The 19025-nt window shown below is 60.4% G+C and carries 15 protein-coding genes, 1 tRNA gene and 1 riboswitch; of the genes, 14 read left to right on the top strand and 2 right to left on the bottom strand.

The window, feature by feature from the left end; all coding sequences use genetic code 11:
- Positions 1–470 precede the first annotated feature (470 nt).
- From QP995_RS10285 to QP995_RS10270, 4 genes are all read left to right on the top strand, one after another.
- Positions 471–3500 (top strand): MMPL family transporter, encoded by a 3030-nt coding sequence (locus QP995_RS10285; RefSeq protein ID WP_284853178.1) that lies wholly within the window; start codon positions 471–473, stop codon positions 3498–3500.
- Positions 3501–3561: 61 nt separating this feature from the next.
- Entirely contained in the window at positions 3562–4863 is a 1302-nt protein-coding gene (gene tgt / locus QP995_RS10280) for a tRNA guanosine(34) transglycosylase Tgt (RefSeq protein WP_070862829.1), read from the top strand.
- A 227-nt stretch (positions 4864–5090) separates the two neighbouring features.
- Positions 5091–6044, top strand: a complete 954-nt coding sequence (locus tag QP995_RS10275; protein WP_049190213.1) for an ABC transporter ATP-binding protein — start codon at positions 5091–5093, stop codon at positions 6042–6044.
- A gap of 13 nt (positions 6045–6057) precedes the next feature.
- Positions 6058–6837 carry an ABc transport system integral membrane protein gene (locus QP995_RS10270; protein WP_049190211.1) on the top strand — a complete coding sequence of 260 codons (780 nt, stop codon included), beginning with the start codon at positions 6058–6060 and terminating at the stop codon, positions 6835–6837.
- 59 nt (positions 6838–6896) lie between these two features.
- On the opposite strand, the gene QP995_RS10265 is transcribed toward QP995_RS10270, so the two are convergent.
- Positions 6897–7673, bottom strand: coding sequence for a queuosine precursor transporter (locus QP995_RS10265; RefSeq protein WP_016421852.1), 777 nt, complete (start codon positions 7671–7673; stop codon positions 6897–6899).
- A gap of 1182 nt (positions 7674–8855) precedes the next feature.
- Between QP995_RS10265 and gluQRS the strand changes: the two genes are divergently transcribed.
- The gene (gene gluQRS / locus QP995_RS10260) at positions 8856–9794 is read left to right on the top strand and encodes a tRNA glutamyl-Q(34) synthetase GluQRS (RefSeq protein ID WP_284853177.1); all 939 of its coding nucleotides are present in this window, start codon (positions 8856–8858) and stop codon (positions 9792–9794) included.
- A gap of 264 nt (positions 9795–10058) precedes the next feature.
- Here the strand turns inward: gluQRS and QP995_RS10255 are convergent, their stop codons facing one another.
- A complete protein-coding gene (locus tag QP995_RS10255) occupies positions 10059–10406 on the bottom strand; it encodes a DUF4288 domain-containing protein (protein WP_070851250.1) in 348 nt (115 codons plus the stop codon).
- Positions 10407–10548: 142 nt separating this feature from the next.
- Here QP995_RS10255 and QP995_RS10250 point away from each other — a divergent pair, with 142 nt between their 5' ends.
- From QP995_RS10250 to QP995_RS10210, 9 genes are all read left to right on the top strand, one after another.
- Entirely contained in the window at positions 10549–11001 is a 453-nt protein-coding gene (locus QP995_RS10250; RefSeq protein ID WP_147766041.1) for a flavodoxin family protein, read from the top strand.
- A 68-nt stretch (positions 11002–11069) separates the two neighbouring features.
- Positions 11070–12308, top strand: a complete 1239-nt coding sequence (locus QP995_RS10245) for an Nramp family divalent metal transporter (RefSeq protein WP_502869803.1) — start codon at positions 11070–11072, stop codon at positions 12306–12308.
- Positions 12309–12423: 115 nt separating this feature from the next.
- A riboswitch (SAM riboswitch) is annotated at positions 12424–12544 on the top strand.
- Between the two features lie 10 nt (positions 12545–12554).
- Positions 12555–12908, top strand: coding sequence for a hypothetical protein (locus QP995_RS10240; RefSeq protein WP_016421862.1), 354 nt, complete (start codon positions 12555–12557; stop codon positions 12906–12908).
- 77 nt (positions 12909–12985) lie between these two features.
- Positions 12986–14506 (top strand): AMP nucleosidase, encoded by a 1521-nt coding sequence (locus QP995_RS10235; RefSeq protein ID WP_284853176.1) that lies wholly within the window; start codon positions 12986–12988, stop codon positions 14504–14506.
- A 120-nt stretch (positions 14507–14626) separates the two neighbouring features.
- Positions 14627–15805, top strand: a complete 1179-nt coding sequence (locus QP995_RS10230; protein ID WP_049172423.1) for an HNH endonuclease signature motif containing protein — start codon at positions 14627–14629, stop codon at positions 15803–15805.
- Positions 15806–15842: 37 nt separating this feature from the next.
- Complete coding sequence (locus QP995_RS10225; protein WP_038627335.1) at positions 15843–16052, top strand: heavy-metal-associated domain-containing protein; 210 nt, start codon at positions 15843–15845, stop codon at positions 16050–16052.
- Positions 16053–16074: 22 nt separating this feature from the next.
- Complete coding sequence (locus tag QP995_RS10220) at positions 16075–18285, top strand: heavy metal translocating P-type ATPase (RefSeq protein ID WP_150961559.1); 2211 nt, start codon at positions 16075–16077, stop codon at positions 18283–18285.
- The gene (locus QP995_RS10215; protein ID WP_150961561.1) at positions 18278–18625 is read left to right on the top strand and encodes a metal-sensitive transcriptional regulator; all 348 of its coding nucleotides are present in this window, start codon (positions 18278–18280) and stop codon (positions 18623–18625) included. Before QP995_RS10220 ends, QP995_RS10215 begins: the two co-directional genes overlap by 8 nt.
- A gap of 174 nt (positions 18626–18799) precedes the next feature.
- Positions 18800–18885 (top strand) — tRNA-Ser (locus tag QP995_RS10210).
- Positions 18886–19025 lie beyond the last annotated feature (140 nt).

Genomic DNA, 19025 nt, shown 5'->3' with positions numbered 1-19025 from the left:
CTTATATAAGCCCGTTTTATGCGGCCTGACCAGCAAATAGGCTGAAAATCAGACACACTTTTTGTCACTTAACCCGCCCCGGGGGTTTTGCATTTAATCGGCCCTGATTGCCTGGGTGTGGTGGAGGTGTGGGAGGTGTCCGTCGTAAAGCGGCAAATGGTGAGGCGCCCGACCTGGAGCACCTAAATCACAAAATTAACATCAGTAACACACACCCCATTGTTCACGTTTATCCGGGAAGTCCGCTACTCTTAGCAAAAGTATTTCCGGTTTTTATGTCGTGCCCGCCCCCAATGACCGCGTCAGCGCCAGAGTTGATGTTGGCCAATCCGGGGTGGTCGCTAGCATCGGAGTAGCGAAGAGGCTTCAAACTGCAGGTGAAGTCCGAGGGAGTGCTTGGGTAGCGCGAACTTGGGGAAGCTGCAGTTGGGGGCGGTCCAGGCGAATATTAGACGTAAGGGAAACTTGACATGGCAAAGGCCTTGTTCAAACTCGGCAGGTTCTCCTACCTGCATAAATGGACTGTGATCATCGCGTGGTTCCTGATTTTGGCGGGGCTGGGCGGTGCAGTTGCCGCATTCCAGAAGGGGTTCATCGACCAGTTCTCGATCCCCGGCATGCCGTCGGCAACGGCTTCGCACGTGATTGAGGAAAAGTTCCCCGATGTTCCGAACCCAATTCGAGAGCAGCGTATTTATGTCGCCTTCGAGGCCCCGGAGGGGCAGAGGCTCGATGACCCACAGAATAAAGAAGCTGTTGACCAGGTCATTAACGGCATCCGCGACAATGTCGGCCAAATCTCCGATGATTTGCAACTTCACAACCCGGTAGACCTCAATCCGAAGATGCAGGCGATGGTCAAGGAACAGGGCATGGCCGCCGGCCTGCCCAAGGATGTTGCCGAGGCCGATGCCAATGCGCTGCGTACCGTGTCCGATGACGGTCGCTACGGTATTTCCACCTTCGTTTTCGACGCCAAGATGCCGCAGGACATCGAGCCGGAGAATATGCAGGCGCTTCTCGACGCAATGCAGGCCGGTCGTGACGCCGGTATCAAGGTCGAGGCCTCTGGCCCGGGCATGCAGCCCGCGATTGAGGTAGCTCCGACCTCGGAGATTATCGGTGTGACCGTGGCATTTATCGTGCTGGTTGTCACCTTCGGATCTCTGGTCGCTTCGTTCCTGCCTATTGTGACGGCGGTAGTGGGCATTATCATCGGTGTCTTCGGCGTGACATTGATGACCGCATTCACCGACGTCAACTCGATTACCCCGGTACTTGCCGTCATGTTCGGCCTGGCTGTCGGTATTGACTACGCACTGTTCATCCTCTCTCGCTACAGGGCAGAAAGAGCCCGAGGGATGACCAACGAAGACGCCATCGGCATGGCTACCGGTACGGCTGGCTCCGCTGTGGTTTTCGCCGGCCTCACCGTGATTGTCGCTTTGGCAGCGCTGACGGTCGCCAAGGTGCCGTTCATGTCTCTGATGGGTATTTCGGCGGCAATTACGGTGGCCTTCACAGTGCTGGTCTCTCTGACCCTGCTGCCGGCAGTTATGTCTCTGCTGGGCGACAAGGTCTTCGCTGGTCGCGTGCCCGGTGTTGCTGGCAACCCCTCGCGTAACCCGCGCAAGGAACGTCGCTCTTCCTTCTTCGGTGAGATGACGATGGGGCGACGTTGGGTCACTTTCGTGCACAAGGCCCCAGGGTTGTTCCTGGTCGGCTGTATCGTCTTGCTGTTGGCATTGGCCTACCCGGCCATGCACTTGAAGCTGGCGCTGCCGTCCGACTCTACTGCGGCTAAGGACAGCACGAACCGCAAGGCCATCACCATGATTGAAGAGGGCTTCGGTGCGGGACGTAACTCTCAGCTCATCATTATTGCCAAGTCGGACGATGTGAAGCCCGATGCACCGGTGCTCAAACCACTTATCGAGTCCCTGAGACAGACCAACCCGGAACTCTCTGACATCGAGGCCGCCCGCAAGGCTTCCTATAGTTACGCTGTCGACCAGTTCAAATCCAACGTCGGTGTCGAGCACATCCAGATGATTGGCATGAATCATGACGGCACTGCGGTCAAGATGATTATGACCCCGAAGTCGGGTCCACTCGATCCTGCGACCAAGCAGCTGATGAACGCGGTGCGCGATCAGCAGAAGCAGATTGAGCAGACCACCGGCCTATTCACCGGTGTCACTGGTCTGGTTCCTATTGAAATTGACATCACCGACCGCCTCCAGGGCGCAATGCCGCTCTACTTGGGCGTTGTCGTGGGGCTGGCAGTGATTCTGCTACTGATGATTTTCCGCTCCCTGATGGTGCCGGTGACTGCCGGTGTGGGCTTCTTGCTCTCTGTCGCAGCCGCATTCGGTGTCACGGTGGCATTTTTCCAGGATGGCCTCTGGGGAGTGATTAGCACTCCGGGTCCGCTGGTCAGCTTTGTGCCAATCTTCCTCATTGGTGTGACGTTCGGTTTGGCCATGGACTATCAGGTCTTCCTGGTTTCCCGCATGCGCGAGCATTACACCCACAACAAGGGTGAATCCTCGCCAGAATCGAAGTACAACGCGGTCGAAGAATCGGTCGTTGAAGGCTTTACTCTCGGCGCTCGTGTGGTCACGGCCGCTGCGATTATTATGATCTCCGTCTTCGCGGCTTTCGCCGGGCAGCCCCTGGCGATTATTAAGGTATTCGGCTTCGCGCTGGGTGCCGCAGTGCTTTTCGACGCCTTCGTTATTCGCATGACCTTCATCCCGGCATCCATGTTCCTGCTTGGCCGCGCTACGTGGTACATGCCGAAGTGGCTGGACAAGGTGTTGCCTTCTGTGGATGTCGAAGGCTCTGCCCTGGAAGAGGTTTCCGAGGAGCTGGTGGAGAAGGGCCGCCGCGAGCGTATGGCTCGCGGTGAGTCCCTGTTGCCCGAAAGCGAAGGTGCTGGGCGTGGCTTTGGCGACACGGACGCTGACGAGGACGAAACAGACAGTGCCGATGGTGAAGTCGGTGCTGGTGCAGCCGCTGCGGCGGGCGCGGCGGGCGCAGCGGGCGCAGCAGGTGGTACCGCTGTGGCGGTTGCGACCAAGAAGCGTAACCGCTGGATTCCGAGGTGGAAGAAGGCAAAGCTGGAAGAGCTCGAGCCCGTTGACCAGGCCAAGCAGGCCGAACCGTCCGCCCCGACGGCACCAGCTGAGCCGGAGCAGGCCGAACAGCCGGAGCCGACAGAGCAGCCGGAGCAGGCAGAGCAGCCGGAGCAGGCAGAGCCGACCGAACAGCTCATGCAGTCCGCGCCAGCTGAACCAACCGACGCCCAGCCGAACCCGGAAAACGCCAAGGATATCGAGGTCCGCCCGTACTTCAGCCCGGCTCGCAAGCGGAAGAAGATTACGGTTGCGGAACTGATGAAGCGCGAAGGACTCGAAGAGGAAGCGCCACGTCGTAGCCGCGCCGTGTGGGACCCGGAAAACGCTGCCCACCCCGAGGAAAATGACAGCGCTGAGTAACTCGCGAATAGCACCCAGGTAACCTCAAGGCATTAGCACTGGACCACAACCAAGGAGCTTCATGTCGCAGTCGAGGACGACGGGCTTTGACGTCGTAAAGCAAATCGAAGGCGCGCGCGGACGTGCTGGCACCATCCACACCCCGCATGGCGATATTGCTACGCCGGCGTTCATTCCGGTCGGCACGAAAGCGACCGTGAAGACGCTCACGCCCGAGCAGGTGCGATCCACCGGCGCGCAGGCGATGCTGTCGAACGCGTACCACCTGTACCTGCAGCCCGGCGAGGAAATCGTCGACCAGGCCGGCGGGTTGGCAAAGTTCTCCAACTGGAACGGCCCGACATACACCGACTCCGGCGGATTCCAGGTGCTCAGCCTCGGCGCAGGCTTTAAAAAGACCCTCGCGATGGACGTCACCGGCATGCAGAAAGACGACATCGTCGCCGAGGGCAAAGAGCGCAACGCGTTCGTCGACGAGGACGGCGTGACTTTCCGCTCGCACATCGACGGCTCCGAGCACCGCTTCACGCCGGAGGTGTCCATGCGTATTCAGCACGCGCTGGGCGCCGACATCATGATGGCGTTCGACGAGCTCACCACGCTCATGAACACCCGCGGCTACCAGGAGGCATCCGTCGAGCGCACGCACCGCTGGGCGCGTCGTTGCCTTCAGGCTCACAACGAGCTGACAGTTTCGCGCGGTCAGGTTGACGCGCACGTCCATTCGCTTGACGACGGCCAGTTGCCCATCCAGCAGTTATTCGGTGTCGTGCAGGGTGCGCAGTACGAAGACCTGCGCCGCAAGGCCGCGCGCGGGCTGGTGGAGCTCTCCCGCGAGTTCGAGGACGCCGGCCAGCTCGGCTTCCACGGCTATGGCATTGGTGGGGCGATTGAGAAGCAGAATCTGGGCCTGATCTGCGGTTGGGTCAACGACGAGCTTCCCGACGACCGCGCCCGCCACCTGCTGGGGATTTCCGAGCCGGACGATATTTTCGCCGCTGTCGAGGCCGGTGCCGACACCTTTGACTGCGTGGCTCCGACCAGGCTTGCCCGCCGTGGTGGTGTGTACACGCTCGATGGCCGGATGACCTTGACGAATGCCCGCTTCAAGAACGACTTCCGCCCCGTGGATGCGGAGGTGCCCTCCTACACTTCGCTGAATTATTCCCGGGCCTACCTGCATCATCTGTTGAAGGCCAAGGAGTACCTGGCTGGCACGCTGTGCACGATTCACAACCTGTTTTTCATGGTGCAGCTGGTGGAGAACATTCGGGCTGCGATCCTGGAGGACCGGTTCTTCGAGTATCGCGATGAGTTCATGGGCCGCTACTACGCCAACGGTGGTCGTGCGGTGGGGAATTAGGGGCCGGCTGGGCTGGGGAGTGCTTGGGTCGGTTGGGCTGTGGCTGGGCTGGGGCTAGGCTTCTGCCTTTTCGCACTTCACGACAGCCATGTCACCTCGTGCCATCTGTGGAGGTGGCATGAGGTGACACCCGTGGCGTGAAGTGGCGGCTGGGCGGGCCCGGGGGAAGCCCAAAACTAGACCTAGCTCTACTGCGCGAGGCAGTCTCAACCGGCATCATGGAGGACATGATCACGGTTGAACGACTCAGCAAGAAGTACGGTTCGAAATTAGCCGTCGATGACCTGTCCTTCACCGTTCCCGACGGTGTAGTGACAGGTTTTCTCGGCCCAAATGGCTCCGGCAAGTCCACCACCATGCGCTGCATGCTGGGCCTCGATACCCCGACCACGGGCCAGGCCTTGTTCACCGGGACGGATTCCCAGGGCAACACCTACAGCAACCAGCCCTTTTCCACGCTGAAGAATAAGCCCAGCATCGCCGGTGCAATTCTGGATGCCGGTTGGCACAACAAGGCTCGTTCGGGCCGCGCTCATCTGCGGGCCCTCGCCCGCGGCGCCGGCATCCCCGACACCCGCGTGGAAGAGTGCCTTGAGCAGGTCGGCATGACCGAGGCGGCGAAGGACAAGGTCGGCGGCTACTCGCTGGGCATGAAGCAGCGTCTGGGAGTGGCAGCGGCTCTGCTCGGCAAGCCGCAGCATCTGATTTTGGATGAGCCGGTCAACGGCCTGGACCCCGAAGGCGTCTCGTGGATGCGCCACACCATCAAGGCGCTGGCCGCACAGGGCTGCGCTGTCCTCGTGTCGTCGCACCTCCTTTCCGAGATGCAGCTCACCGCCGACCGCATCGTCGTCATCGGCCGCGGTCGCATGATCGGCGAGTACAGCATGGATGAATTCCTTTCCGACGGCACGGTCATCGAAGTTGAAGTCGATGACCCCGCTCGGCTGCTGCAGGCGTTAGGGCCGGTCGCGCGTGGGGTTGACGTCGATAAGCAATTGCGCATTCCGCTTTACGACGGCATCAGCGAGCAGCAACTCCGCCGCGACATTGCGGCCGCTGCTCTGCGTGAGGGGCTGTTGGTGACGCGGTTGCACACGAAGCGCGACAACCTGGAGGAAAAGTTCCTGGCTGCGACCCAGGAATCGCAGGAATACCGCGCGCAGGCGATTGGGCAGTAGGGGAGTGACTGAGATGAGTTTTGGAAACGCTTTGCGGTCGGAGTGGACGAAGCTAGCCAGCCTGCGTGGCACGTGGGTGTATGTGGTGTTGTTGGTGGGCTCGATAGCTGGGCCGATGGCGGCTTTCAGCATGGCGGCGGACGCTGGTGCAACCGCTGATTGGGAATTGCTGCTGTTGGGGACCGTGATCTTCAACATGATCGTGATTGCCTTTGGTGGCTCCACCCTGGCGGGTGAGTACAACGATCAGATGAATGCGCATGCGTTCTTGACGCAGGACCGAAGGAGCCTGTGGCTTTCGGCACGGATGACGCTGACCCTTGTGCTGATTGCTGTCTGTTGGGTCATTGGTGTGGCGCTTGCTTGGCTATCGGTGACGGTTTCCCCGCGCGTGGAGTTCAAGGGCGGCGACGCTGCCACGGACATGCTCGCCGGAGTGCTTGGCTTTGTAGTGTTTGGACTAATCGCGATGTCGCTGGGAGTGCTGACGCGCTCGCGCGTGGCCGCTGTCGCCATTCCGCTGGTGTGGATTCTGGTGGTGGAAAGCATGCTGGAGTTCGCGGCGCTCGCGTATGCGATTTTCCGGCCACTGTGGCTGGTCACGCCGGGTGCACGCATTCAGCAGTTGTCGACGCAATTGGGCGGTCTGATGGCAAATCCGGAGAATCCACGCATCGGGTTTGAGGCCGGCATGACGCAGCCGATGTGGTTCAACATCGTGGTGCTGGTGGCCTGGATTGTTGTGGCTGTTGGCGTTGCTCATTGGGTCAATGCCAAACGGGATGTGAAGTAAAAGCAAAAAGTGCCGCGACTACTCGCTTCTCAGGCGAGGTCGCGGCACTTTTTTCGTCGTTAAGCGGGAACGCGCGTGTCGTAGTAGCCTTCGCGGCGCTTGACCCACGCGATGACGGCGTAGGTGACTGGCATGACTACAATCTCGACGGCGGTCTTCCAGATGAAGCCGACGATGACGTAGTTGACGAAGGTACCCCAGGTATCGATGCCGATAGCGGTGGCGGCGATGGAGCAGAAGATGAGCGTATCGACGAACTCGCCAACCACAGTCGAGCCCATCAGTCGCGCCCAGAGAGCCTTTTCACCAGTGCGCTTCTTAATGGCGTTGAGCGACCAGGCGTTGAGCAGCTGACCGACGACATAACCGGCCAGACCTGCGAGAACAAGCTGCGGGACGGTGCCCAGCACAGTGGCGAAGGCTTCCTGATTCTCGTACCACGGTGCCGCCGGGAGCTTGATGGCGGCAAAGAAGCAGAGCATTGCGCCGGCGAGGATGGCGAAACCGGTCCACACGGTGCGGCGGGTGGCTTTGTAGCCATAGCACTCGGAAAGCACGTCGCCGATGACGTAGCTCAAGGGGAAGAGGAAGAAGGCACCGTCGGTGGCCAGGCCGAAGATTTCCACGCCCTTGGTGGCGGTGATGTTGGAGACAATCAGCACGCCAATGAAAATGGCCGTGAACATCGGGTACAGCGATTTCGGTACCGGGATGTGGCGTGGCGTGGTTGCTGTGGAGTCGGACTTAGTTGCGTTCTCGGGCGCGTGCGAGGTGCTCACAGCGGCAGCCTCGGCGTTGCCCGGCCCAGACTTGGGCAGGTTTTCGTTATTTGTCACGGGAGGGAATGTTACCTGCCGCTTAGGGCTCCAAGCGAGCGCCGATGAAGTCTTCGAGGTTGAATTTTTCTAGCGAGAGCCGAAATCTCCGGGGGCCAGTCTCTCTGTGAGCCGCTAGGATTTCTTCTCGTAACTAATATTTTTCATACGAATGCTGCAAATAAATAGTGCAATGCAGCTAACGATGAGAGACACTAGAGAAATTTCAGAATAGAGCAATGCCCTGTCGGCCTTTGCAGTGACAGCGGTTGTGCTCATGTGAGTAGTTTGCTGAGCAAGCTGTCCCAGCGTATACATGCCATTTGCGATACCTAGTATGCAAAGAATGCTTACCGCTATTCCTGCAGCGGAAATGAACTGTAGTGATTTTATCTGTAGATGTGGTGACATTGCTCACCTCGGAAAGATCCACTTACGAAAAGGCGGGCGCACATCATTCCAGGTTGGATATCAAAGTTTTTGAGTGGCGCATGCCCCACCATTCCGAATTGACAACCGTTATGTATGCCAGTCGATCTAGTAGATACAATTCGGCCGAAATTATCGCGATTTTGGAAGTCGAAACGATAATTGCAAATATTCGCAGGTGCGCTGTATGTGGCAGTTTCTTCGTTAATGTGAGTGCGCTGGCCATCAATGCGGTGGAAGATTTGTCCGCCGGGAACTGGGATGTTTACCCCTCCAAATTGGTAGTGGAATGCTGGAATCCATGCATATCCTGAAGCACTTCTCACGGCGGAAGTAGCTGTCGATGTTTTGGGAACATAATCATATGATGCAGGGTTGTTGCTCTGTGCGCTGCCTCCAAAGACGGTTGTTCCCTGGTCGAGTAATGTGTCAGCGCTATGTGGGCTTGCGGAGGCTGTTCCTGGATGCATTGCGCAAAGAGATGTGACGGTAGCGCTTACAGCTAGGATTAATGATGTGAATTTACGACGGGTTATGTGTCCCTTTTTAGTCATTATTGAGTGTCCTCAAATATGTTTGATAGGCCGACATGGGAAAACTATAACAAAATAATTAATGTCCTATGGGGATTAATGACGTTATTTTGGTAACCGTCTAATCTGGGGGTAGCCGATAGTCAATATGTAAGATTGTATGAACTTTAATTGGATGAAGGGATTGTCGCATTTCTTCTAGTCGGCTCGCTAATCTGTAATGGTGGCCAATTTAAAGCAAGTGATAACCATCAACTGTTCAACGCTCCTACCTCCCACCGGCCGCTACGCTCCCTCGCCGACCGGTCGGCTGCACCTAGGAAACCTGCGCACCGCAGTGTTGGCCTGGGCGCACGCCCGTGCGCAGGGTGGCCGCTTCATCGTGCGTATCGAAGATATCGACCGCCAGCGCTCCCGTCCCGAGTATGAGGCGCAGCAGCTCGCCGATCTCGAGGCCATCGGCATCGACTGGGATGGCACGCCGGTCCGCCAGTCCGAACGCTCTGAGCTGTATGAATCCGCGCTCGCCGACCTCACGCAACGCGGCCTGACCTACCCGTGCTTCTGCACGCGCCGCGAAATCCTTGCCGCCTCCTCCGCGCCGCACGGCATGCCAGGTCAGTATCCCGGCACGTGCCGTTCGCTTGACGACGAGCACCTCGCCGCGAAAAAGGCCGAATTTGCGGCGGCGGGGAGAAGGCCGTCGATACGCCTGAAATCGCAGGTGCGTGAGGGGGCTGCGACCGATGAGCTGCATGGCGAGATTACCGCCCCGATTGATGACTTTGTCCTTCAGCGTGCCGATGGCATGTGGGTCTACAACCTCGCGGTCGTCGTCGATGATGCCGAGCAGGGTATCACTGAAGTCGTGCGTGGTGATGACCTGATGTCCTCCGCCCCGCGCCAGACGTACTTGGCTGGTCTTTTGGGGTATGCGGCGCCTTCGTTCGTGCACGTGCCACTGGTGGTGAACTCTAAGGGGCGCCGATTGTCCAAGCGGGATGGCGACGTGACTCTCGGTGAGGTGCCCGCGGATGCAGCGCAGCGGTGGATTTTGGATTCGCTCGGTGGCGGTGATGGCATCGATGGTGGCGGGAGCGCAGAGCTTGACTCCATCGCTGACCTCCCGGAAGCCCTGCGTGCGGGTCTGAAAATTCCTCGCGGACAGGTGATTTTCTAGGGCCCGCCGAGAACTACGGCTAGTGCATACGTTAGGGGCAAGAGTGCGAATGCAACTAGTGCCGCTACGATTGTCAAACCGTTTGACCGGGCTTTTAGCGCTGTTAGGAAGCTGATTAGGCCGAATCCGAAGACGCCGACAGCGAGGGGTATTGTCCAGGCATCGGAGAGTGCAGTGCTGACGAAAAACAGTCCAATGTAGCAAGTCAGGGCTAAGAGGAGTGCGGCAGCTGCGAAATTGCGGAAGCGATTCATGGTACGAGGCCTAGGACTCCGCTAGAGGATCTTTGCCACCTAATTTCATTTCGAAGCGCTTGTAATCCTCGAGGGAAGCGAAGTGGCGAGAATAGATGTCGATGTCTGTATCGACGCGACCGTAAAGAGCGGGGGCGACATCTACGATGTGGCGCAACGTGACAGATCCTCCCGAGTGGGAAGGCTCTTCTGGGGCTGATTCATTTTCGTGGGCTAATGCTTCGACCTGCGCGTATGCGGCACTATCAGAATCGGCAAAGACAATGTATAAGTCCTCACGGAAGAAGCTCTCATTCACTGAGGTTGAATCTCTTTGCTTTGTTAACTCAAAAACTGCAATTCCGATGTATGGTTCCATCTATTTTTCCGTTCTTAGATTGCCACCTAGTTCAGTACGAATTTGAGGCTTTCTTACTGGACGCCACGTTTACTCGAATTGATAAACATTGGATTGTTGCTGAAACCTGCGCTTACCCTATCACTGCCGTTACCCTCGGGGCATGCCTACTCTTCTTGTCGTCCACCATTCCCCGACCCCGCTTCTGCAGGAAGTCCTAAGCCACGCGCTCGAGGGTGCCAACGATCCCGCGCTAGAGGGCGTGAATGTCAAGGTCGTCGAGGCTCTCGATGCCACCATCGATGACCTGACCAGCGCCGACGCCATCCTGCTCGGCACCTCCGCCAACTTCGGCTACATCTCCGGCGCGCTCAAGCACTTCTTCGACACCACCTTCCGGGAGGCGCAGGAAGTCACTAAGGGGCTGCCATTTTCATACTGGATTCGCGGCGGTTTCGACACCACCGGCGCGGAAAACGCCATGAAAACCATCACGACCGGCTACAAGTGGGAGCTTGCGGCCGAACCCGTCGTGTTCGTCGGCCCGCTTGACGACGACATCTCCGACCGCCTAGTAAATCTCGGTGGCACCATGGCTGCCCAAATTTTGGGCTGATTGAAGATTTAGTGTCGGGGCCGTGAAATAATGGCCAGGTGAAAGATTCAGGGGTGCAAGGGGCGCAAGTGACGTCGTCAAGCGAGAAAAACCGCAAGCCCATGATGAGTCTGCTGGGGCCTGCGTTTGTGGCGGCGATTGCCTACGTGGACCCCGGAAATGTGGCTGCGAACCTGTCTGCGGGCGCGAGCTATGGGTATCTGCTGCTGTGGGTGCTGGTGGTGTCCAACCTCATGGCGATGGTTGTGCAGTACCTGTCGGCGAAGTACGGCCTGGTGACGGGGCGGTCGCTGACCGCAGGTGTTGCCGACCGCTTTGGTTCGAACCGGCCGGGGCGACTGGCGTACTGGGTGCAGGCCGAGATTGTGGCGGCAGCGACGGATGTGGCGGAAATTATTGGTGGCGCCACGGCGCTGTACCTGCTCTTTGGGACGCCGATGCTGCTTGGCGGTGTCATTGTTGGCGTGGTCTCGCTGGGGCTGTTGTTGCTTCAGGGTGGGCGTTCGCAACGCACTTTTGAGGGCGTGATTGTGGCGTTCCTGCTGGTCATTACGGTGGGGTTCCTGGCCGGGCTGTTTGTCACGGGCCTGAGTCTCGGGGAGATGGCCAGCGGAATTCTGCCGCGCTTCCAAGGCGCGCACACCGTGGTGCTGGCGGCATCCATGCTGGGTGCGACCGTGATGCCGCATGCGGTCTACCTGCACTCCGGGCTGGTGCGCGACCGCGAGTACAAGGTGGAAGATGACTCCTCGCTGCGCCAGCACCTGCGGGCCACGCGCCTCGATGTCTTCGGTGCCCTCGTGCTGGCTGGGTCGGTGAATATCGGCATGCTGTGTCTGGCGGCCGAAGCGCTTCCGGGAGTGGAGGGGACTGACTCCATCGAAGGTGCCCACGCCGCCGTGACCAGCGTGCTTGGCCCCGTGGTGGGCGTGCTCTTCGGCGTTGGGTTGTTGGCCTCCGGGCTGGCGTCGTCCTCCGTCGGCTGCTACGCCGGCGACCTGATTATGCGCGACCTACTGAAGGTGCACGTGCCGATGCTGGTGCGCCGCATAGTCACCATCATTCCGGCGCTGCTCATTATCGCCAGCGGCGTGGAGCCGACGTGGGCGCTGGTGCTCAGCCAGGTGGTGCTGTCGATTGGTATCCCGTTTGCGCTGGTTCCGCTGGTGCGCATGACCTCCTCGCATGCCGAGATGGGTATCTGGGCCAACACCCCGCTACTGCGCCGGGTCGCGTGGGTTATCTGCGGACTCATCATCGCGCTCAACGTGGCGCTGGTGGTTCTGGTGCTGATGGGGAAGGGGTAGTCAGCGGGCGAGGTGGAAGGCGGTAGCTTTCGGGAGTGGAAGGTGGGGGCTTCGTCGTAAAGCGTGCGGGAGATGGTAGACAAAGCTGTCTAGTTGGTGTTAGGGTGGGCGACACGATCACAAGATATCGACGAGAAATGGCCTTTGACAGCGTCGATAGGCAACCGCCCGATTCGCGGACCCGGTGCCCCAAAGGAAGATCAGCCCCACAGACCGCCTGCGGGGAAGAGCGAATAGGAGCGCCAAATGCACACCACAATAAGCGACGTCCACATCATCCATCTCAGCCGTCACACCGCTGACCTTCTCGTCGACGGCCGACCCGTCGCCATCCGGCTGCAAGAAGCCGACATCGACCCCCACTCCCGGAATCTCGTCCAACTACCCGTCGACCCCGCCTTCTACGCCACCCTCCGCGGCCAGCAACGCGCCGACTACCTCAGCGCCCACGTCCGCGACGGCGTACGCTACGGCCGCATACTCTGGCACGAGCTTGACGACGGTCGTCACTTCCTCACCATCCCCACCATCGGCGGCTACCATGTGCACCAGGTCTTTGAGGTCCGCCGCAGCCGCGAGGGAGTGTGGAGCCGGCACTGAGCTGGTTGCGTGAGCGTGCCTGGCGTGATGAGCGCGGCGCGGATGCGAGCGGGAAACTCTCCGCCTAGCCTTGGGATATGCAGGTACGAGACTCCGCAACACCCCCGTTCTGGCCCACCGAAGGCGAAGGCGACTTCTACACCGACGCCGCCGCAGCCGTCGACCGGCTCACCGAAATCCACCGGGCAGGGATGGCCTACTTAGTCGAGCAGTACACCGCCGCCACTAACGGAAATTCCGGGAGTGGGCCGGTGCGCGCCTACTACCCCGAACTACGCTTCACCGTCCCGGCCGGCAGCGCCGTCGAGGATGTCGACCCCTCCCTGTCGCACGGCTTCGTCGACCGCCCGGGAGTGTATGCCACCACCATCACCCGCCCGGTGATGTTCCGCACCTACCTCATCGAGCAAATCACCGACCTGCTCGCCAACCACGGCGGCGAAGTCGAGGTGCGCGTCTCCGACCAGCCCATCCCACTCCGGATGTGCCGCGGCTTCGATGCGGCTGCCGAGGAAGCGGCGGGGAGGGAGGGGGCGTCGGCAAGCATGTTGGCGGCAGTGGAGAAAACGTTCACCCCCATCGACTCCGCCTGCATCGACGACACCATCGCCGACGGCGAAGCCGACTACCTGGGCCTGCTCATCAAACCTTTGAGCCTCTTTACCGCCCAGCGCATCGACCTCGCCCTCCAGCGACTCGAGCACTACACCGGCTCGCACGCCGCCAACATCCAGCGCTTCGTGCTATTTACCAACTACCAGCTGCACACGGACGTGTTCCTCGAATACGCCGCCACCCTCACTCCCGGAAATCCGCACGGGTACACGGCGCTGGCGTGCCCGGGTGGGCAGCGCTACGACATCGGCGCCATCCCCACTCCCGGAGTTTGCCGTCAGCACGCGCACGCCTCGCAGATGCCGGCGTACCACTTGCTCCGCGACGACCAATGCGGCATCACCATCATCGACATCGGCGTCGGCCCCTCGAACGCCAAAACCATCACCGACTGCCTCGCCGTCACGCGCCCGCACTGCTGGATGATGGTCGGACACTGCGCCGGTCTCGACGGTCGCATGCGCATCGGCGACATGATTCTCGCCAACGGCTACGACCGCGCCGACGGAGTCCTCGACAACTACGTGCCCCTGGAAAAACCCATCCCGCCAATTGCGGAAATTCAGCTCGCTGTCACTAACGCGCTCGCCCGCGTCTCCGGACTCACCGGCGACGAACTGAAAAAGCGCCTGCGCACCGGCACCGTGCTGTCGACCTCCGACCGCAACTGGGAGTGGCGCTCCCAGACCGACCTCTACCGAGAGCTGCAGAAATCCACCGCCATCGGCGTCGAAATGGAATCCGCCACCATCGCTGCCAACGGCTACCGCTTCCGGGTGCCCTACGGCGCGCTGCTCAGCGTCTCCGACATGCCGCTGCACGACAAACCCAAACTCCCGAAATCCGCCCGCGAGTTCTACCAGTCCTCCAAGGAAGAGCACCTCATGGCCGCCGTGCGCGCGTGCGAGGACATGGCCGCGGCTCCCGACACCCTCCACTCCCGGAAGTTACGTCGGCCGGTGGGAGAGGTCGCGTTCCGGTAGGGCACTTTCGGGAGTGCGTCGTCAAGCCCGTTTGTGCAGATTGTGCATGCTTTACGACGGCTGTGGACAACGCCAAAAAGCGATTGAAGCCGCCCACTCCCGGAAACTAGCCTTAGCCCCATGACGACATTGGGACTGCTCAGCGCGCTGGCGACACGGGGGATTGACGTGCTCGCCGACCTGCGCGCCGCACTCCCGGAAAAATCCACCGGGCACCGGGAGTTGGCAGCCAGCATCGGCTTCGACCCCTTCCGCCTCAAGCGCCTGCTGCGCTGTGCCGAGCGGCTGTTCGGCACGGTCGAGAAGGATGTTGACGTCGAATCCCGCGACAAGGCCGTCGCGATCGCCCGGGAGCTGAAGCTGTCGCTGGACACGGTGATGCAGATCGACAAGCGCTCCGGGCAACTCAACAACGTCGAAATCCGGGAGTACTACCGCCTGGACTTCACCCGCGCCGCCGCAGCATACGACTTCGAGGGCCTCGACACCTACATGCGCACCAAGGTCAAGGAGCTCAACCGCACCGACGAGCCGCCGCAGCACCTGCGCGCCCACGTCTCCCGGAATCCGGACATCCGCGGGATGAAACATCTGCAGGTCACCGGTCCGGCGAACATGATTGACGACCTGGTCGCGCCGCTGACCGTGCGCGCAGCTGAAATCGCCAAAGCGCACGAGGATTACACCCGGGATCGGTGTGTCGGTCAGGCGCTGGCAGAACGCTTGGCACACGGGTCGGAGGGGCCGCTTGACGACGTCGACAAGCTCCGTTACCAGCCCGCGCTCATCGTAACCGCGCAAGACATCGTGGAGTACAGCCCGCGGTTTGCGGCGACCTCCAACGGCTCCGTCCTCACTCCCGGACAATTCGTCGAGGCATTGCTCGCGGACACCGGCTGGGTGCTGGTCTACGACGAGCACAACACGCCGACCGACCTACTCCCGATACACAACCCGCGCCTGGCGACGGAGGAACAGCGCATCGCGATGATCCTCGACAACCCCATCTGCGCGTGGCCCGGGTGCCCGCGCCCCGCCCACGCTGGGCAGGCCCATCACCTGGTCGCCAGGAAAAACGGCGGCGCCACGACTATGGAAAACATGGTCATGACCTGCAAAGAACACAACGCCGCCAACGATGATGACAGGCAAGGCCTCAACGGGCACCTCGAGCGTGACGACGGCTCCGGCGCGGTCTACCGCCACCCGCCGTCTCCGCACGCGCCGCCCGAATTCAACCTTGCCTTCCCGACAGCTCTCGCGGGGCGGGCCTACTCGGGCTACCGTCAGCGCGAATAGCTTTACAGATATACCCATAGGGGGTATATATTGGGGTATGGCTAATCAAACTTTTACTGTTACTGGCATGACATGCGGACACTGCGAGGCATCGGTGCGGGAGGAAGTCTCTGAACTCCCGGGAATCACCGATGTCCAGGTTGACCGCTCCCGGAATTTCCTCTCCGTGACTTCGGAGGCAGACATCGACACCGCTGCCGTAATCGCAGCAGTGGACGAAGCTGGCTACAAGGCAGTCGCAAACTAATCCCCAAAAAAGAGGAAAGCAGATGTCCGATCAGCAACTTCTCACTCTTGATATCCCCGTCGGCGGGATGACGTGTGCGTCGTGCGCAAACCGTATTCAACGCAAGCTGAACAAACTTGATGGAGTTAACGCGAGTGTGAACTATGCGACCGAGAAAGCGCATGTGGAGGCGCCGGCGGACATCAACCCGCAGCAACTCATCGACACGATCGTGGCGGCGGGTTACACCGCTGAGCTTCCGAGGGAAGAGACCGCAGAGGAACCGGGAGCTGCTCCCGAAGAAAAAGACCGGGAGCTGCAGGACCTGCGCAATCGCGTCGTCGGCGCTGTCATCCTCACGGTTCCCGTCATCGCGATGTCGATGATTCCTGCCCTCCAATTCACTAATTGGCAGTGGCTGTGCCTCACGCTCTCGGCGCCGGTCTTTGTGTGGGCCGGCTGGCCGTTCCATCGCGCGACGCTGAAGAACCTGCGTCATGGTGAAGTCACCATGGACACGCTGATCACCATGGGTACGACCGCCTCGTTCCTCTGGAGCGTCGGGGCGTTGTTCTTCGGGCGCGCCGGGCTGCCGGGGCTTAAGCACGAGTTCCACTTAACGGTCACTCCCGGCGATGCTGATATGAACATCTACCTCGAGGCGATGGCCGGCATCATCATGTTTGTGCTGCTTGGTCGTTATTTCGAGAAGCGTTCTAAGCGCAATGCTGGTCAGGCGCTCCGGGAGTTGATGAAGCTCGGCGCCAAGGAGGTCTCCGTTCTCGAAAGTTCGGGAGTGGAGAAGAGGCTGCCCGTGGAGCAGCTCCGCCCGGGAGTGGTGTTCGTCGTTAGGCCTGGTGAGAAGATCGCGACGGACGGCGTTGTCGTGGAGGGCACGTCGGCGGTGGATGCGTCGATGCTGACCGGCGAGCCGATGCCTGTCGAGGTCGGCCCTGGCGATGAGGTGACGGGGGCGACGATTAACACGTCCGGGCGGCTGCTTGTGCGGGCGACGCGCGTGGGCTCGGAGACGCAGTTGGCGCAGATGGCAGCGATGGTCGAGGCGGCGCAGACGGGCAAGGCACCGGTGCAGCGGCTGGCGGATCGGGTTTCGGGAGTGTTCGTGCCCGCCGTCATCGCGATCGCCGCGGTCACGCTCGGTGCGTGGTTGCTCACGGGGCACGGCGCGAGTGAGGCGGTCACGGCCGCGGTCGCCGTGCTCATCATCGCGTGCCCGTGTGCGCTTGGCTTAGCGACGCCCACAGCGCTCCTGGTCGGCACGAGTGAAGGTGCCAAGGCGGGTGTGTTGCTGCGCGGCCCGGAGGTGCTGGAGTCGGCGCGGAAGGTCGACACGGTTGTGCTGGATAAGACCGGCACGGTGACTACGGGTGTGATGGAGTTGACGGAGGTTCCTCCCACTCCCGAAAATCTGGTGCCGCTTGCCGCTTCGGTGGAGGCGGCGTCGCACCACCCGATTGCGCAGGCTATTGTGCGTGCGGCGGATCCGGATTCTCTACTCCCGGTTTCGGATTTCCGGGATATTCCGGGAGTGGGGGTTGAAGGCACCGTGGATGGCCACCGCATCGAGGTCGGCCGCACCGGGGAAAATTCCGGGAGTGGGGGGACGGTGGTTGCGGTGCGCCGCGATGGAGAGCTCCTGGGCACGTTGGAGGTGTCGGATTCGGTGAAGCCGACGTCGGCGGCTGCGGTCGCGAAATTCCGGGAGTGGGGGGTGCGGCCGATTCTGCTGACCGGCGACGCCGCCGGCCCGGCGTTTCGGGTCGCAGATGAGGTCGGTATTGCTCGCGAGGATGTGATTTCGGGAGTGATGCCGGAGGATAAGGTCGCGACGATTGAGAAGTTGCAGGCTGGCGGCGCGTGTGTGGCGATGGTCGGCGATGGCATCAATGATGCTGCGGCTCTTGCGCAGGCGGATTTGGGCATGGCGATGGGCACGGGCACCGATGTGGCGATGGAGGCTGCGGATATCACGCTGGTGCGTGGTGATCTGTTGGCGGCTGCGGATGCGCTGCGGTTGTCACGCCGGACGCTCCGCACGATTCGTTCGAATCTTTTTTGGGCGTTTTTCTACAACGTTTTGGCAATTCCTGTCGCCGCGCTGGGGTTGTTGAATCCGATGTTGGCTGGCGCTGCGATGGCGTTTTCGTCGGTTTTTGTGGTCGGCAACAGTCTGCGTCTGCGCGGTTTTTCTCCGAGTCAACCAGCTATTCAAAAAGGAGTAACTCATGAGTGAGTCTTGTTGTTCGTCGCAATCGCATTCGCTTTACGACGATTCTTGCTGCCATGACATCACTGATCCCGGTTATCTCGCGGAGAAGCGGCGTTATGAATCCCGTATCCGTCGCATTGAGGGGCAGGTTCGTGGCATTGGTCGGATGATTGAGAACGAAGAGTACTGTATCGATGTTTTGACCCAGATTTCGGCGGTGAATTCGGCGTTGAAGTCGTTGGCGTTAACTCTTCTGGATGCTCACCTCCATCACTGTGTGGTGCATGCGGCTGAGGGCGGCCCGGAGGAGTTGGACGCCAAGCTGGAGGAGGCCTCGGCGGCGATTGCTCGGCTGGCTAAGTAACTCCCGGAAAAATTCCGGGAGTGGGGGGCGAAACAGCAGTCGGCAGTCGGCAACCGGAGTTGGTTGTTGTTGGTTGCACCGATTGCGCGGGAGTGTCGCTTAAATGCCTCGTTTTCCCTGGTAGGGGGCGCGTTTTGGGAAAATGAGGTTTGTTGGGTAGTCTTTAACGACGTTGGAGGATTCGACTAGCGGCCTATGTCACACGCCTGGAACGCGTGCGGGAGTCACATCCCTCGTGGGTTCAAATCCCACATCCTCCGCAGAGTGAAAACCCCCGGTTTACGCCGGGGGTTTTCTTGTATTTATGCAGGTGAGTGGATTTGCGGGTTAAGTGACAAAAAGTGTGTCCGCTCGGTGTGTCGCCGGGTGGGCCCTTTTTATCTCATGGGCCCTTTCCGGA

This window comes from Corynebacterium sp. MSK032 (assembly GCF_030232065.1).
GTDB classification, from domain to species: Bacteria; Actinomycetota; Actinomycetes; order Mycobacteriales; family Mycobacteriaceae; genus Corynebacterium; species Corynebacterium jeikeium_D.
This window is presented reverse-complemented; position numbering and strand designations above follow the sequence as displayed.